This is a genomic window from Actinoalloteichus sp. GBA129-24, from assembly GCF_001941645.1.
Classification (GTDB): Bacteria; Actinomycetota; Actinomycetes; order Mycobacteriales; family Pseudonocardiaceae; genus Actinoalloteichus_A; species Actinoalloteichus_A fjordicus.
Genome location: NZ_CP016077.1, coordinates 7,148,379 through 7,164,623 on the forward strand (window position 1 = coordinate 7,148,379; position 16,245 = coordinate 7,164,623).

At 68.7% G+C, this 16,245-nt stretch carries 13 protein-coding genes; 7 read left to right on the plus strand and 6 right to left on the minus strand.

What is annotated here, in order from left to right:
- The first annotated feature begins 8 nt into the window (after positions 1-8).
- From UA75_RS30745 to UA75_RS30760, 4 genes are all read left to right on the plus strand, one after another.
- Positions 9-968: an ATP-binding cassette domain-containing protein gene (locus tag UA75_RS30745; RefSeq protein WP_075743193.1), complete on the plus strand. Its 960-nt coding sequence runs from the start codon at positions 9-11 to the stop codon at positions 966-968.
- The gene (locus tag UA75_RS30750) at positions 965-1,795 is read left to right on the plus strand and encodes an ABC transporter permease (RefSeq protein WP_075743194.1); all 831 of its coding nucleotides are present in this window, start codon (positions 965-967) and stop codon (positions 1,793-1,795) included. The genes UA75_RS30745 and UA75_RS30750 overlap by 4 nt, the downstream gene beginning before the upstream one ends.
- A gap of 334 nt (positions 1,796-2,129) precedes the next feature.
- Positions 2,130-3,356 (plus strand): cytochrome P450, encoded by a 1,227-nt coding sequence (locus UA75_RS30755; protein WP_075743195.1) that lies wholly within the window; start codon positions 2,130-2,132, stop codon positions 3,354-3,356.
- A 281-nt stretch (positions 3,357-3,637) separates the two neighbouring features.
- Entirely contained in the window at positions 3,638-4,675 is a 1,038-nt protein-coding gene (locus UA75_RS30760; RefSeq protein ID WP_232237568.1) for a MerR family transcriptional regulator, read from the plus strand.
- Positions 4,676-4,959: 284 nt separating this feature from the next.
- Here UA75_RS30760 and UA75_RS30765 read toward each other — a convergent pair whose 3' ends face one another.
- Positions 4,960-5,913, minus strand: coding sequence for an oxidoreductase (locus UA75_RS30765; RefSeq protein ID WP_075743197.1), 954 nt, complete (start codon positions 5,911-5,913; stop codon positions 4,960-4,962).
- A 53-nt stretch (positions 5,914-5,966) separates the two neighbouring features.
- Between UA75_RS30765 and UA75_RS30770 the strand changes: the two genes are divergently transcribed.
- Positions 5,967-6,386 carry a MerR family transcriptional regulator gene (locus tag UA75_RS30770; protein ID WP_075743198.1) on the plus strand — a complete coding sequence of 140 codons (420 nt, stop codon included), beginning with the start codon at positions 5,967-5,969 and terminating at the stop codon, positions 6,384-6,386.
- Between the two features lie 280 nt (positions 6,387-6,666).
- A complete protein-coding gene (locus UA75_RS30775) occupies positions 6,667-7,710 on the plus strand; it encodes a fatty acid desaturase family protein (protein WP_075743199.1) in 1,044 nt (347 codons plus the stop codon).
- 34 nt (positions 7,711-7,744) lie between these two features.
- On the opposite strand, the gene UA75_RS30780 is transcribed toward UA75_RS30775, so the two are convergent.
- The 3 genes from UA75_RS30780 to UA75_RS30790 all read right to left on the minus strand — a co-directional run bounded on the left by UA75_RS30780 (position 7,745) and on the right by UA75_RS30790 (position 11,162).
- Positions 7,745-8,545 (minus strand): alpha/beta fold hydrolase, encoded by an 801-nt coding sequence (locus UA75_RS30780; RefSeq protein ID WP_075744415.1) that lies wholly within the window; start codon positions 8,543-8,545, stop codon positions 7,745-7,747.
- A 64-nt stretch (positions 8,546-8,609) separates the two neighbouring features.
- Positions 8,610-9,869, minus strand: a complete 1,260-nt coding sequence (locus UA75_RS30785) for an MFS transporter (protein ID WP_198042884.1) — start codon at positions 9,867-9,869, stop codon at positions 8,610-8,612.
- 219 nt (positions 9,870-10,088) lie between these two features.
- Positions 10,089-11,162: a hypothetical protein gene (locus UA75_RS30790; RefSeq protein ID WP_075743200.1), complete on the minus strand. Its 1,074-nt coding sequence runs from the start codon at positions 11,160-11,162 to the stop codon at positions 10,089-10,091.
- Between the two features lie 376 nt (positions 11,163-11,538).
- Between UA75_RS30790 and UA75_RS30795 the strand changes: the two genes are divergently transcribed.
- Positions 11,539-12,396 (plus strand): GGDEF domain-containing protein, encoded by an 858-nt coding sequence (locus tag UA75_RS30795; RefSeq protein ID WP_075743201.1) that lies wholly within the window; start codon positions 11,539-11,541, stop codon positions 12,394-12,396.
- 485 nt (positions 12,397-12,881) lie between these two features.
- Here the strand turns inward: UA75_RS30795 and UA75_RS30800 are convergent, their stop codons facing one another.
- Both UA75_RS30800 and UA75_RS30805 read right to left on the minus strand, forming a co-directional pair.
- Positions 12,882-14,699, minus strand: coding sequence for a hypothetical protein (locus UA75_RS30800; RefSeq protein WP_157434527.1), 1,818 nt, complete (start codon positions 14,697-14,699; stop codon positions 12,882-12,884).
- Positions 14,700-15,206: 507 nt separating this feature from the next.
- Entirely contained in the window at positions 15,207-16,208 is a 1,002-nt protein-coding gene (locus UA75_RS30805) for a hypothetical protein (protein ID WP_075743203.1), read from the minus strand.
- Positions 16,209-16,245: the final 37 nt, after the last annotated feature.

Below are 16,245 nucleotides of genomic sequence, written 5' to 3' on the forward strand. Positions count from 1 at the left end.
GGAGAGCCATGACCACCACACGATCTACGCCTGCAATCGTGGTGACCGGGTTGCGCAAGTCGTTCGGCGACCAGGTCGTACTCGACGGCATCGACCTCACCATCCCACCGGGAACGGTCTACGCACTGCTCGGGGCGAACGGCGCAGGGAAGACCACCACGGTCAAGATCCTGGCCACGTTGATCAGTGCCGATGCCGGTGACGTCCGCATCGCAGGCCACGACCTGGCAGGCGAACCCGGTGCGGTGCGCGCCGCTATCGGTGTCACCGGCCAGTTCTCGGCGGTGGACAACCTGCTCACCGGCCGGGAGAACCTGCTCCTGATGGCGGACCTGCACCACCTCGCCAAAGGCGAGGGCAGGCAGCGCGTCGCCGGACTGCTGGAACGGTTCGACCTGGTCGGGGCGGCAGAGAAGCCGGTCTCGACGTACTCCGGGGGGATGCGGCGTCGGCTCGACCTGGCGATGACCCTGGTCGGCAGCCCGCGAGTGATCTTCCTCGATGAGCCGACGACCGGCCTGGATCCGCGCAGCCGCCTGGGCATGTGGCAGATCGTCCGAGAGCTGGTGGCCGAGGGCGTCACCATCTTCCTGACCACGCAGTACCTGGCGGAGGCCGATGAGCTGGCCGATCGGATCGCGGTCCTCGACCACGGTCGGCTGGTCGCCGAGGGCACCCCGGACGAGTTGAAGCGTCGCATCCCCGGCAGCCATGTCCGTCTGCGGTTCGGCGATCAGCGCAGCCTCGACGCAGCCGCACGCATGCTGGGTCAGGTCTCTCCCGACGGCGACCCGCTCAGCCTGCGGGTCCCCGGCGACGGCAGCCTGCGCTCGCTGCAGACCCTGATCGACCAACTAGCAGCCGGTGCGGTCGAGGTCGACGAACTGTCGGTGCACACCACCGATCTCGACGACGTTTTCCTCGCCCTCACCAGCGACTCCTCCGACACGAAGGCGACCTCCCGATGAGCGACTCCGCCCATGCCCTCACCGGGCAGGCACCGGCGAGCATCCGTCTCCATCCGCTGCGCGACTCGGCGACGATGCTGCGCCGCAACCTCAAGCATCTGCTGCGATACCCGTCGATGACCGTGCTGCTCATCGGGATGCCGATCGTCATGCTGCTGCTGTTCGTGTCCGTGTTCGGCGGAACGCTGGGCGCCGGGCTCAGCGGCGGATCGGGCGGACGCGCCGAGTACCTCGAGTACGTCACCCCCGCGATCATCCTGCTGACCGTCACGGCCACGGTGCAGGGGACCGCGATATCGATTGCCATGGACATGGCCGAGGGCATCATCGCCCGATTCCGCACCATGCACATCGCCCGGGTCTCGGTGCTCACCGGGCACGTGTTGGGCAGCGTCATCCAGGCCATGCTCAGCGTGGCGGTCCTGATCGGCGTGGCAATGCTGATCGGCTTCCGATCCACTGCGGGAGTGGTCGAGTGGCTGGCCACAGCCGGGCTTCTCCTGGCGTTGACGTTCGCGCTCGTCTGGCTCTGCGTCGCACTGGGCCAGGTGAGCAAGAGCGTGGAGACCGCGAGCAACCTGCCCATGCCGCTGATGCTCCTGCCATTCTTCGGCAGTGGCTTCGTCCCCACTGACTCCATGCCCGACGGGCTGCGCTGGTTCGCCGAATATCAGCCGTTCACGTCGATCATCGAGACCCTACGCGGCCTGCTGACGGGCGGACCGATCGGCAACAATGCGTGGATCGCCCTCGCCTGGTGCGCGGTCATCGCATTCGGCGGATACCTGTGGTCGAAGAAGCTGTTCAATCGCGAGGATTCGCGTTGATCCCGTAACCGAATGAACGATGCGGCACAGACTTTCGGTGATCACCCCCGAGAGGACAGCTGTCCCGGCAGTAGGAAAAACGACCTTTCCCAGTTCATGGTGATCACCATGTGCTGATCGCGCACGGGTCATCACGAATGACCCCGATCGGCGACGGCTGCATCATCATCGGCCGCGCGACATTTATCGCCCCATCCCGGCATTCCTGCCGATATCAACCATCGCCACAACGCGCCCTGATCAACCATGCCTCCGGCATCGCCGTTGTCCGAGTCAGTCGGCGAGCAGAAACGACAGCGATTACGCCTGGCACCATCGCCACGAGAGGAAATTCATGAACCACCCGATCTCCATTCCGCACGGCCTCCCCATGGAACGCGATGCGGGCCCCTTCGATCCGCCCCGCGCCATCACCCGACTCCGGGAGGCTCGTCCCGTCAGCCCCATGGTCTTCCCCGACGGTCACGAGGGCTGGCTCATCACCGGTTACGACGCCGTCCGCAAGGCCATGGCCGACACCCGATTCAGCTCCCGCCAGGACATCGGCGTCCTCCACGTACCGTGGGAGATCCCCGGCATGCCCACCTTCACCGAACCGTCCCCGCAGCCGCCGGGCATGTTCATCGCCATGGACCCGCCGGACCACACCCGACTGCGACGCAGGCTCACCGGAGCCTTCACCGTCAGACGGATGAAGCAGCTCGAAGCACACATCGCCGAAATCGTCGAGCATCGGCTGGCCGCGATGGCTCGCCTTACTCCGCCGGTCGACCTGGTGGCGGAATTCGCGGTTCCGGTGCCGTTGCTGGTGATCTGTGAGCTCCTCGGCGTCCCCTACGCGGACCGGCAGGAATTTCAGGCCCGCTCCGCGAGATTCCTCGTCAAGGACCTGCCGCTCGAGGAGAAGATGGCCGTGCACGGCGCACTCAACACCTACCTGACCGAACTGATCACGCGCACTCGCACCGCTCCCGGCGAGAACATCCTGTCCGACCTGGCCCGCCAGGAGGACCTCACCATCGACGAACTGACCGGCATCGCCTTCCTGCTGCTGCTCGCGGGCCACGAGACCACCGCCAACATGCTGGGGCTGGGCACCTTCGCACTCTTAGAAGATCCCGAGCAGGCCGACGAACTGCGGGCCCGTCCCGAGCTGTTACCCGATGCCGTCGAGGAACTCCTGCGCTCGCTGTCCGTCGTCGACATCCTTCTCCGCTATGCCACGGAGGACATCGAGCTCGGCGGGGAGACGATCAGCAGAGGATCGAGCGTCATCATCTCGATGCTGGCCGCCAACCGGGACCCCCGACGCTTCGAAGACCCCGACGCCCTGGACATCCGCCGCCGGGCCCGCGGTCATCTCTCCTTCGGCCACGGCATCCACCAGTGTCTCGGCCAACAGCTGGCCCGCATCGAGATGCGCGCCGGTTTCGAGGGACTCCTGCATCGCTTCCCGACCTTGAAACTCGCCGTCCCCGCCGATGCGGTGCGGCTCAAGACCGACATGAACATCTACGGCGTCCATGAACTGCCGGTCACCTGGGATCAGGGGAGGGGATGAAACCCGGCTAGACCATTCGCTCGGACATTCGACCGCTTCTCGGCGACGGCAGGCCGTCGGCACCGAGGGGACGAGGGGACGCGGGAGTCCTCTGCTGATTCCGGCTGGCCTCGACTCGACGACGACGTCGGCAGAAGAAGAACACGCTGCGGGACGACGTCGACATGTCGTCGGAGGGGGACACCGCACGCGGTGCGGCCCGAGTTCGCCCGCCGCAACTGGTCCGAGGGCCGCAAAACGGGCTTGAGTCTCACGCTGCTTGAGGCGCCATAGTGGGCGCCGTGGACGACAAGGAGCTGTACCCCATCGGGGATGTGGCCCGGCGGACTGGCCTGAGCGTCAGCGCCGTCCGGTTCTACTCCGATGCCGGGCTCGTTCCGCCCGACGGCCATACGAGCGTGGGCTACCGGCTGTACGACGTCGGCTCCATCGCCCGACTGGAACTCGTCCGCACGCTCCGCGAACTGGGCGCCAGCCTGAATGACATCCGGAGTCTGCTCGCCGAGGAGACCACGCTGCACGAGTTGGCCAGGACGCATCTGGCGCTCGTCGAGCGCCAGACGCGTCGGCTCCAGGCCAGACGGGCCGTCCTCCGCACCATCGTGAGACAAGACAGCGCGACCGAACGGATTGCTCTCATGCACAAGCTCGCGGCCATGTCCGACGACGACCGAGATCAGCTCATCGACGAGTTCTGGGATGAGGTCAGTGACGGCCTCCCGGTACACCCCGCCTACACCAGGCTGCTGCATCAGATGCGCCCGAAGCTTCCGGAGGAACCCACCACTGAACAACTCGAAGCCTGGATCGAATTGGCCGACATGGTCCGGGACGCCGACTTCCGACGCGAGGTCCGCCGGTTCTTCCACGACAGCTTCGCCGGTGACAAGGCACTACAGGTGACCTCGCCGGAGATGCTGAAGCGGCTGGAGGAACAGGGGGCGATCGAGCAGGAGATCGGGGCAGCCCGCACGTCCGGGCTCCCGGTGGACTCGCCCCGCGCCCGTGAGCTCGCCGAGCGGCTCGTGAAAGCCACGACCGAGTTCACTGCCGAGATCACCGGCGAGTACGACGCCGACGAGACGCGCCGCTACCTGGCTTCGGGGCCGGACACCACGACCGAGTCATACGAACGCGCCCAGGAGTTCGTCTCCCGCTTCACCGGTGTACTCGACCGGTATCTGGCGCTGACCGCGACGATCAGCGGATCGCCGCAGCCGGACCCGACGGACGCCGACGCGAATGAGGCGTGGATCTCTGCCGTACTCACGCACTTCGCGTCGCCCCAGCCGCGTACGGAACTCGCCCCAGAGCGGTGAGGAGGAGTCTGCGTCACAGGTGGCCGGTTGACCTACAGGCCTGCCGGTCGTGACAGGCGCGCCTATGCCACGACGAGGACGCCGCTGGTGACGGTGAGTCGGTACGCGCTGGAGTCGGCGGCGGCGTTCGTCTCGCCGCCGCCGTGCAGTCACACCAACGCCGGGCGAGGGATCCCAGGTCGTGGGCACGGTGCCCGCCGGCACCAGGCGGTCCTTGTCGAGCGAGGTGACCTCCGTGATCGCTCAGCACGCTGCTCCAGCGCCATGCCCGACAGCCGTCCTGATCAGAAGGCGTCCAGCCCGGTGAGCTCGCTGGAGAGCGTCCAGAGCCGCTCCGCCGCAGCCGGGTCGATCGCCCACGGCTTGACGCCGCCGACCAGCATGTCGTCCGAGGTGGCGGGCTCGGCGACATCGCAGTCCTGGCAGTAGGCACCGCCCCGGTCGCCCAGCAGGGGTGACGTCGCCGCCCACACGGCGGTCGCCGCGCCCTGTTCGGGGGTCTTGAAGCCTGCGACGGGCTCGCCGTCGGACGTCACCCAGCCCTGCTCGAACCATTGCGAGCGAGGGATGTGGCGTTGCAACGGCGTCAGGATGCTGCCCGGGTGCACGGCGAAGGAGTTCAGGCCCAGGTCGCTGCCGAGGCGGTCGAGATGCACGGCGAACAGGGCGTTGGCGGTCTTGGACTGGGCGTATGCCAGCCACCGGTCGTAGCCGGCACGGAAGTGGAGGTCCGTCCAGCGGATGTCGGACAGGAAGTGCCCGGACGAGGCCACCGTGACCACCCGCGACCCGGATGAGGTCAGCGCGGGCCGCAGGCGGTTGACGAGAGCGAAGTGCCCCAGGTGATTGATCGCGAAGTGTGCCTCCCAGCCGGCGCCGACGCTCGACTGCGGACAGGCCATCACGCCCGCGCCGTTGATGAGCAGGTCCAACGGACGACCGGACTCGAGGACTCGCTCAGCGAAGACTCGCACGCTGTCCAGGTCTGCCAGATCGAGTGCGTGCACCTCGGTTCTGGGCAGGTCGCGCAGCGCGGCCTCGGCCGCAGCCGGTCGACGAGCGGGAACGATGACGTGTGCTCCGGCGCGGACCAGCGCACGGCTGGTCGCCAGGCCGAGCCCGGAATACCCGCCGGTGACCAGCGCGGTGGTGCCGGTCAGGTCGATCTGGGCGAGGACGTCGTCGGCCGTGCTGTGGGCACCGAGGCCGGTGCCGATCTTCTGCTGTCTCGTGGTCACAGCGCGACGCTAGGATCTAGAGTGCACCCTAGGTCAAGGTATCGTTCGGTCCCGTGAGCGGAGAGTCGAGCGGCCTGTCCATCGGGACGGTCGCCGAACGGACCGGGCTGGGCGTGCACGCGCTGCGGTACTTCGAGCGTGAAGGGCTGTTCCTGCGGGAGATCCCCCGCACCAACGGCGGGCAGCGGGTCTATGACCAGGCGGATGTGGACTGGCTGATGTTGTGCGGCAGGCTGCGCGACTCCGGCATGTCGATCGCCACGCTCAGGAAGTTCGCCGGGCTCGTCCGGTCCGGCCCGGGTAACGAGCAGGCTCGCCTGGCGCTGTTGCAGGAGCATGAACGCAGCGTGCAGGCCAGGATCGACGCCCTGACCGCAAGCCTGGGGATCATCCACGGCAAGGTGGTCACCTACGAACGGCATGTTCGCGAGGGAACGGCCGTGGGACTCTGGTCCCCGAACTCGGCGGACTGACCCGCCGGGCATTCGATGAACCGGGTCATCTGACCGAGGACTCTTCCGAGGGCATCGGCTTCGCGGCGAGCCGGGGCCTCATAGTGGGAGGAAACGGACTTTCCGCCGGTGACCTCGGTCTCTCCGAGCGGTGATGCATGAATCCGCGCAGAAGTCCAGACGCCTACCACGACTGTATCCGCCTGGCATCTCCGTAGAATCAGCCCACATGAATAACGCAGCCCCTTCTGGCGGGGCAGCCGCGCGGAGCGACTCGAACGACGGGTCCTCGACAGCCCTGATGGCGGCCCGACCGGAGGCGCAGGAGTCGACCGAGGAGAAGTCGGCCAACGACTTCGCCCAGCTCGCTCGGCGGATCAACGACGCGGGCCTGCTCGATCGACGGCCCGTCTACTACGCCATCCGCCTGAGCATCGTCGCGACGTTGCTCATCGGCGGTTGGGTCGCGTTCTTCCTCGTCGGCGACTCCTGGTGGCAGATCGCCATCGCGGTCTACCTCGCGATCGTGTTCGGTCAGGTGGCGTTGGTCGCCCATGACCTCGCGCATCGTCAGGTCTTCCGGAAGCGGAAGATCAGCGCGTTCAGCGGCCGACTCGCGGGCAATCTCGGCATCGGGATGAGCTACGGCTGGTGGATGGACAAGCACACCCGCCACCACGCCAACCCCAACCACGAGGAGCTGGACCCGGACGTCTCGCCGGAGCTGCTCATCTGGTCGAAGCGCCAGGCGCGGGTGAGCAGCGGGATCGCCAAGTTCATCGGCCGCAGGCAGGCCTTCCTCTTCTTCCCGCTGCTCACGCTGGAGGGCTTCAACCTCCACGTCTCCAGCGTCCGCGCCCTCTTCCGCCGTGACCTGCGCGGTCGAGGCCTGGAGGCGGTGACCCTGATCAGTCACTTCGTGCTCTACCTCGCGGCGCTGTTCACCGTGCTGCCGGTGGGCAAGGCGATCGTCTTCATGCTCGTCCACCAGGCCCTGTTCGGCGTCTACCTCGGCAGCATCTTCGCGCCCAACCACAAGGGAATGCCGACCCTCACCAAGGAGGACGAGCTCGACTTCCTCCGTCGCCAGGTGCTCACCTCGCGCAACGTCACCGGTGGCCTGGTGACCGACGTGGCGCTGGGCGGTCTGAACTATCAGATCGAGCATCATCTGTTCCCGCATATGCCGAGCCCGAATCTGCGCAAGGCCAAGCCGATCGTTCAGGACTACTGCCGGGAACTCGGCGTCTCTTACCAGGAGACCAGTCTGATCACCTCGTATGTGATGGCGCTGAAGCACATGCACGAGATCGGCGAGCCGATCCGCTCCGCCGCCAAGGCATAGTTCTGGGCTCGACGGGCGTAACGTGCATCGCCGCTCAGCGGCGATGCACCTCGCCGAGGAACCCGTGGATCAGCTTCGACCACTGCTCGGGCTGCTCGACGAACGGCAGGTGCCCGGTGTCGATGTCGACCAGCCGGGCGGCGGGGATGCCCTCGGCGAGTTCGCGCTGACTCGCCGGGGTCGCCAGCAGGTCCTCGGTGGTCGAGATGACCAGCGTGGGCACCGCGATGTGGGGCAGGTCCGCCCGGACGTCCATCCGACCGGCCAGGTCGACATGCTCGGGCGTCCCTGACGGGACGGTGCGCGCCGTGTGTGCCGCGATCCCGTCGATCTGCTCCCCGGACAACCCGTCCAGGTAGGGGACGCCGCCCGCGATGATCGTCAGGAAGCTGCCGAGAAGGGCCTCGTCACCGTGCTCCAGCAGGCCCTTCCACAGCCGTACGGCGTGCCGCAGGCGAGGCCCGGCCACCGCGAAGCCTGCGGTCAGCACGAGAGCCCGCACTCGATCCGGATGCCTGCGTGCCGCTCGGACCGCCAACGGCGCACCCATCGAGTAGCCGACGACGGCGAAGGTGTCCAGGCCCTCCTCGACGGCGGCGGCGACCAGCTGATCGGCCAGGACGTCGATGTCCAGTGGTCGAGTCGACCTCGGCGTCCGCCCCGCACCGGGGTAGTCGGGGCCGACGACCGTGTACTCCGCAGCCAGGCCGTCGAGAAGCGGGCCGAAGTTGGCCTCGGCGCCGCCGCCCCCTCCGTGGGCGAGAAGCACACCGGGGCCGGTGCCGCGCACGAGCCGGGTCAGCGCGGGGGTGTCCGATCGGGAGATGGACGTCATCTGCACTCCTTCTGCTGGCGAGAAATGTTCCGTCACGACGACGGCTGCCGGTGATCGCGGCAGGTCAAGGGTTTTCGATCGATCCGGCCGGTGACGACGCCGACGGTGCTCCTGCTGCCGGGCGACGTGGAGGGCCGATCGGCACCTCAGTGGATCGGGCCCGCATTCGACGGGCGAGCAGACACGCGAGAACGAGTCCGCCCATGACCAGCAGTGCCGCCGTCACGGGCAGGCTGATCAGCCCGAAGCCCGCGTCCAGCTGCCTGCCGCCGAGCCAGGAGCCCGCGGCAATGCCCAGGTTGAAGCCGGAGGTGTTGGTCGCGATCGCGAGCGTCGGTGCCGAGGCGGCCAGCGCGGCGACCCGAGTCTGCAGAACCGGGACCAACGCGAACGCCGCCGTTCCGAGCAGCACCAAGGCCACGGTGACGCCCGGCCGGCTGGTGGCGGTCACGAGGAAGACCGCCGAGGTCGCCGCAAGCGCGGCGATCAGCGCGACGAGAGAGCCCCATGGACTTCGGTCGGCCAGGCTGCCGCCGAACAGATTCCCGACGAGCGCGCCCGCGCCGAAGAGCATGAGCAGCGGAGCCACCGTCTGCCCGTCGAATCCGCTGACCTCGGTGAGCAGCGGAGCGATATAGGTGTACAGCGTGAACAGCCCGGCCTGGGTGAGAACGGTGATCGCCAACATGGTCGCGACTCGACCGTCGAGGAGGGCACGGACCTCACTGCGAAGGCCGGGCGAGGACGACACCGTGCCCCGGACCGCGAGCGGAAGCGCGATCGCCACCGTCACGGCGAGGATCGTGATCGCCCAGAATGTGGCGCGCCAACCGTGAACCGCGCCGAGCCAGGTCCCCGCCGGAGCACCGAGGACGGTGGCGAGGTTGAAACCGGCCGACACCATGGCTACGGCGAGACCACGGCGGTGGGCAGGCACCAGCGCCACGGCGGTGACCAGCGCGACGGCGAAGAAGGTGCTGTGCGTCAACGCCGTCACCACCCGCGCTGCGACCAGCAGGCCGTACGTGTCCGCCGTCGCCGCGACGAGATTGCCGAGCGCGAAGAGGAGTGCGGCGCAGGACAGCAACAGACGCCGTGGCAGCCGGAGTGTCGCGAGGGTGATGAGCGGCCCGCCCACCGTGACGGTGAGCGCGTACCAGGTGATGAGCATTCCTGCCGTCGGTACCGAGACGTCGAGATCGACGGAGAGCTGGGGAAGCAGCCCCACGACGACGTACTCCGCCGTGCCGATGACGAACACGCCCGCCGTGAGCACCAGCAACGGCACCGTCCGCCCGACTCCCGCCGTGTGCTGCCCGAGCATCCGCACCATCCCGTCGGCGATCGCGCGCCTCGGTGAGCCACCTTTGTTTATCGATCGCTAAATAAAGCTAGCACGGCGGGCCGGTCGATCCGCAGCAGTCTGCGACTCGCGATGCCCGGCCTGACTGTCTCGTCGCGGACCTGCGACGATCGCCGCAGGCCGAGGATCACCTCGCATCCGGCATCCGGCATCCGGCATCCGGCATCCGGGGAGCGTCTATCACCAAGGGCGTCGGATGATCCGCTCCCAGCCGTCGAAGAGTCGTCGGGCGGATCCACCAACCGGTCCCACCACGTCGCGACGGGTCGACGCGTCGACCGGCTGCGCCTGCTCGACCGAGGTCACGATGTCCGCCGGATCACGAATGATCGACGAGCACACGCGCAACAGATGCTCCGGTACCGCCAGCGCGGGATCGACACAGCCGACAAGGGGTGTTCCTACGGCGGCGACCAGGGGAAACACCGAGCCGGGGATACCGACGGCCGTCTCGACCAGTGCGGAGGCGTCAACGGAAGGCAACGGGGTGATCTCGTAGTCGTCCCATAACGCCGGGTCTTCACGCGGATGCAGCCCGACGATGATCCGCTTCCCAGACTCGGCCAACCGCGCAGCGGAACCAGCCAGCAGCTCGGCACCCGGCGCGGCACCGCCGGTCTCGTCCGCGTGCGTGACGCTCGTCAGAATGAGCACCGTGTCAGGTTCAGGCCGCCGGACGGGCAGGTCATCAGTCTGCGGCGACCCGACCGGCCAGACCCATCCCCGATACCCCAGGTACTCCCGGAACGCCCGCGCCTCGGCAGGGGAGCCGGCCGAAGCCCACCGCACTCGCCCACGCAGTTCGCGTGCGCGGGCCGTCTCCTCGGCAGGCAGATAGGCGAGGGAGGCGGCTGCCAGCGGCAGTCGACGCAGTCGACGGGCGCAGTCAGCCGGCCAGTCCTCCGCCCCGTTGACCACCAAAAGGTCTGCGTCGGGCGCGTTCTCCAGTGTGACGGCCTCGACCGGATCGTCCGGCGCGATGTTCGACAGGTCCGGCACCAGCTGAGTCAGTTCCCAGCCGCGTCGACGCGCCTCGGTGAGCAGCGGTTTCACGTGATACGTGCCCCACGGTTCGTTCGTTGCGAACAACACGCGTCGGCGACGGGAGCCCGGCGGTCTCCACGGCCCGAAGGAGGCCGGATCGGGATCGGCTGTCGCGGCGGCCCCGCTGAGCAGGATGGCACCGGTGCCGAGCGCAGCGCCGAGTACCGCCCGGCGAGAGGCCTGGCGAAGGTGAGTAGGCAGGCTGTCCATGGGCGGACGTTAACGACGCAAGTCGACGAGGACGTGAACGCGGGATGCCGTTCCAACCATCGTCGAAGGAAGGTCGCTGCGACCGCGCTCCTTGCCGAGGAGGTCATCTGACTGCGAGAGACCTCCGCTTCTACTCGCGGGCCCCGTCCACGGCTGCGGCACGGCCGCTCGCATACCGGCGGATCGCACTTGGCGGCCTCCGCTCCGAAGGAGTCCCACCACCGGGTCGGGCCTACTCGGTCACTGGCCACTTCACTCAGCGTTCATAGATCGATAGAGAAACCACCCATCTGAGGCCCCCGGTGGACTTGAACTGGGGCGAACCGCAGGGGAGGCTCAGCTCCAGTGCTCCGTTCGGCGGAAGGTATGGGGCCAAATGAGTGCCGTGGGGACGGCGGCACGACGAGAAACCGGCTCGGTCTGGGGCGATGTCGTCGCGGAGCTGCCGGTCGGAGTGCTGCTACAGAATGCGGGCGGCGAGGTGCTCGCCGCGAACGAACTCGCAGCGATGCTGCTCGGCCTGTCCAGGGCGGAGCTGCTCGCGGGCGGCCTGCGGGTCGAACGGGTACTGCGAGACGAGTCCGGCGCGCCGCTGCCCGGAACGAACGAGCTCATCGACCAGCTGACCCGCCGGGCGGGTGTCCTCCAGCTTCCCGTGCTCCGAGTCGACGCAAGCCACGTCGAGACTAGGCTGTGGGTCGGCTTCCATGTGACCAGCCTGCACGGAGCGCCCGCGCTGCTGTCGATCCTGCAACCTGTGGACGGCGAACCCGCGCGCCGGGCTGGCGTGATCGATCCACTGACCGGCCTGCCGAACCGGGTGCTGCTGCTCGACCGACTCCAGGAGAGCCTCGTCCGGGCGGACACCAGGGGCACCATGGTCACCCTGGTGTTGATGGACATCTGTCGCCTCGCCCAGGTGAACGCCGTTCATGGCTTCGAGCGCGGCGACGAACTGCTCATGACGCTGGCCGACCGTCTCAAGGTCGGTCTCCGTGCTGACTACACCGTCGCCCGCTACGGCAGCGACGAGTTCGCGGTCGTCGCGGAGCATCCCAGGGGGAGCGGCTGCGCCATCGCCGCGAAGGTGAACGAGGTCGCCGGCCGACCCGTGCTCCTCGGCCGCGTCAGGCTGCGGCCCGAACTGCGGACCGCATGGGTGACCAACGACGGGACCGCGCCGTCGGTCGCGATGCTCGACCGCGCCGAGGCGATCCTGCGTCGCCGCGGCTGATCGGTAATCAGTCCGCATCCCCTGGATCGACCCGCCGTGATTCACACCGAGTTCGGGCCGGACTCGACCACCGAACCACCGATCACGGCGGTCCGCCACGCGCCGAGGTGCGGTGCGATCCCGGCGAAGGTCTGCCGACCGCGCCGAGCCCGGCCGCAGGCCACACGGGCCCGCGACTCGTCCGACGACCACACCACCAGCGAGAGGGACCAGCCGGTTCGGCGTCGACGAGAGGGACCGGAGTGCCCCGCCGGCCGGTGCGTCAAGGCTTCGACGGGTCGGTCGGCGGAACACGCCGATCTCCGCTCCGGCCTTGGCCCCTCCGCGCACTTCCCACCCGGCAGTCCGGGCCTCGCCCACCGGCACCTCAGCTGGCAGCCGCACCGATACTCAGACCGCGGGCCTCGACGACGAGAGCGGGTCGACGGAGGCTCTCGCCGCCGTCGACCCGCTCCTGGTCCAGCTGATCTGACCCGTTCAGTCGCTCAATTCCGGGCTGCGAGGTCTCCGGTCTCCTCACTGGTGACAGCGCGCAGCAGCACAGCGGTGTCCAGCGTGCTCAGGGCGGGAACCTCGGGACGGCCGAGCAGCGGAAGTCCGTTCATGTCGTTGAGCGCGTCGAACTGCAGCGAGCCCGTCGGCCCGTCGAGCGGCAGGCCGCCGCCGAGGCCGAGCCCTTCGAGACCACGCTGCCGAGCGACCGAGCCGCCTGCAACCGCCGCAGTCGACGCGCCCTGCGGCAGCGGCTCCGCCTGCTCGTCGTCGGCGCGCTGTTCGGCGGCGACCAGAACACGGGGCTCGGTCACGCCTGCCTCGGAGACATCCGCCTGCGGAGCATCGGCCCCGGCGGCATCGGTCGAGGTGGTGCTCGCGGGCAGGCTCACCACGACGACGCCGTGCTCGGCCGTCGTGCCTGCTCCCTGCGCCGTCGGCGTGGGCAGGCTGACCATCACCACGGCCGGGTCGCTCAGCGACACCGCGCCGAAGGCGTCGGCCAGCTCGGGGATCTCCGGCAGATCGGTAGCGCCGAGCAGTCCCCACGACTTGGACTGAATCGCGGGAAGCATGGGCAGGTCGGCGGGGTCCTCGGCGATCGCCCACACCCTGGGCAGCTCCACCGTCGGACGGTCGTCGCCCTCGACCCGCTGGAAGGCAGCGGACTCGACCTCGGAGCCTGCCGCGACGTCGGAACCTGCCGACTCGGAGCCGGGAGCAGGCAGTGCGACCGGCAGGGGCACGGCCACGCCGAGGCCGCCGAGCCTGCCCATCTCCGGCAGCACGCTCGCGGGAGAGAGCGCCGCGCTGCGGACGACTGCGGTCAGTTCCGGGATGCGTGGCAGTTCGCCCGCGCCGGGCAGGAACTCGCCCCACACGGCAAGCGGGTCGACGTCCTCGGCAGTAGGAGCGCTCGGCAGCGGACCTCGGCTCAGGCTCGCGCGAATCACCTCGGTGGGCACGGATGCCAGCCGGAGCATCGACCCGTCGGGCAGGACGCTCTCGGTGTATCCGGGCACCTGCACCTGGTCCGTCGACCGAGCGGTGTGGGAACTCTCCGCCGTCGTCGCGAATTCGCCGTCCTGGGCGGTGTCCGCGTCCTTTGTGAGCTCCGTGATCCTCGGCAGCTCCGCCGTCACCGAGGCGTCGAGAACCGAGGGCGACGTGGGCACCGCGAGCTTCGGACCGACGTTCGAGGCATCGGTCTTCGCCTGGTGCAGCCGACCGTTCAACTCGCCGAGGGAGAACTCGGCCGTCACCGCCGTCGGGTCCACGACCCGGTGCGCCGACTGGACGGGCTCGGTGAGGATCTGCCCCGTCATCACCCGGTGCAGGCCGTGGAAGAGCGGGCCGGCGGGGAGCCGATCGAGGGCCTCGGCCGACAGCGTCCGAGTGGAGGAGTTGACGTCCGCCCAGACATCCCAGTACTCGGCGATCTCACGGTGCTGGCTGTATCGAGGCTGGTCGTATGTGGGAAGCGCCGCGTCGTCGGCCGCAGGCATCGTCATGGTGTTCCTGCTTTCCTGCTGAACGGGGAGGTCGGGGGAGCCGCTGGTACGGGGGAGGGCGGCGGTCGATCTGGTCTCGGAACCGGGCACCTCGGCGGTGGCTCCGGCGGACGGTGCGGTGGAGGGGACAAGGAATCCGGTGAAGAAGCCGGACGACTCGGAGCGGGCGGACTCCGCCGGACGCTCCGGGCAGCATTCGAGTGGGCCGGAGACCGTCTCGGTGACGGGGGGTTCGATCTCCGCCGACGCCATTCCCGGACCGGCGATCAGCAGCCCGCCGGTCATGAGTGCGGCCCGCACGCCTCGATGAATTCCGTGACGGAAGGAGAATGCGTCGCGGTACGGACTCGCCTCCGCGCCGCGACCGGAGAAGGAGTCGCGGCGGGAATGGGCGCCGATGGGGGGCTGTTCATCACGCCGGGCGTGAGTGCCGGTGGAGCGGGAACGGTCTTCGCGCCGAGTGCGGCACTCGTCCGATACGGGAAGAGCGTCGGGAGCGGCCTGGCTGTGGTCTCCGCCTGCACCTCCGGCGGGAAGCTCATCTCTGCGGTGCTTCGCCCAAGTCTGCATGGGAGTTCTCCTTCCGTCTTTCATGGCCCGAGAGCGATGAGGAGGGGATGGCCGAGCCGGTCCGAGTGGAAGCGGACTGATCACGCTGCGGACCCGACCACCCTGTTCAGGGACGGGCGGCCGCGCTGAAGCGGCGACACCCGAGGATGGGCAGGAACGGCATCGGCGAAGAGAACTCAGGCACGCAGGGGAATCACCCGCAGCGACGAGCCCGAAGGCCGATACCGCGCGCGGGATTCAGTCAGGAGTGGTGCCGGGCTGCTCGGCGAATTCAGCCGAGGCGCCGACGGCGGCGGACCGCACAGCCGAACCGGCCGTGCGCAGCGGGGAGTGCGCGGCTGGAACCACGTAACCGGGAATGACCCCGCCCGCGAGGTTGGCGCCGGAATGCGCTGATGAAGCGGAATGCGGCGCGATGCCCGCACTCGGCAGGCGACCCACAGCAGACGTCCCGTGCGGGGTCGCGTCGGAGGCGGCGTCGATCGAGGCCGTGTCGACGGCGGGCAGCGGAACCGACTGCGGGATCACGACGAAGATCGGGGTGGGACCACCGGCGGCGACCTCGTCCGACGCGTCATCCCGTTCTGCCTCGGCCGCCGAGTCCTCCTCGTCGGATTCCGGTCCGTGTTCGCCCTGCTCATCCGACGACTGCCCGGTGGGCCGGTCGAAGGGCCGCAGCGGGCCCGAGGCGGGAGGGCTTCCGATGAGACCGGGATCGGTCGCCGCGTCGCCACCGCCTCCCGAGCCGCCGAGACCGATCAGCGGAAGCAGGGAGGGCGACTCCGGCAGCAGCCCGCCGTCGGATTCCGAATCCGATCGCACCAGTCCGGTGATGCCGTCGGCAGCCTCGCCGATCGGCCGGATGACGGTGCGAAGCGGGCCGTCTTCCCTGTCGTTCCCCGACTCCTGCGCGACGGGCTCGTCCTCGTGCGGGACGGAGAGGAGCCGACCGGCGCCCTCGAGAGGAACCTCGACGACCTGATCGACCGTGTCGATCAGCTCCAGCTCGGTGAGTCGAGAGACGCCGCCGTCGGTGAGACCGCCCAGCAGGCCAGCAGGCCTGCCCGACTCCGGGTAAGACGAAGGGTGCGACGAGGTGGTGTCCGCACTGGCCGCGCCGGAGAAGCTCCACGCTGCCGCAGTACAGGCTGCGGTGCCGCCCAGGACCAGCAGGGCACGAGACAGGACATGCCGCAGACGGCGTGCTCCTGTCTGTGGCTGCCGATCTGATCCGGACACCGGTTCACCTCTCGCAATCAGCGAAATCCCTGCGCAC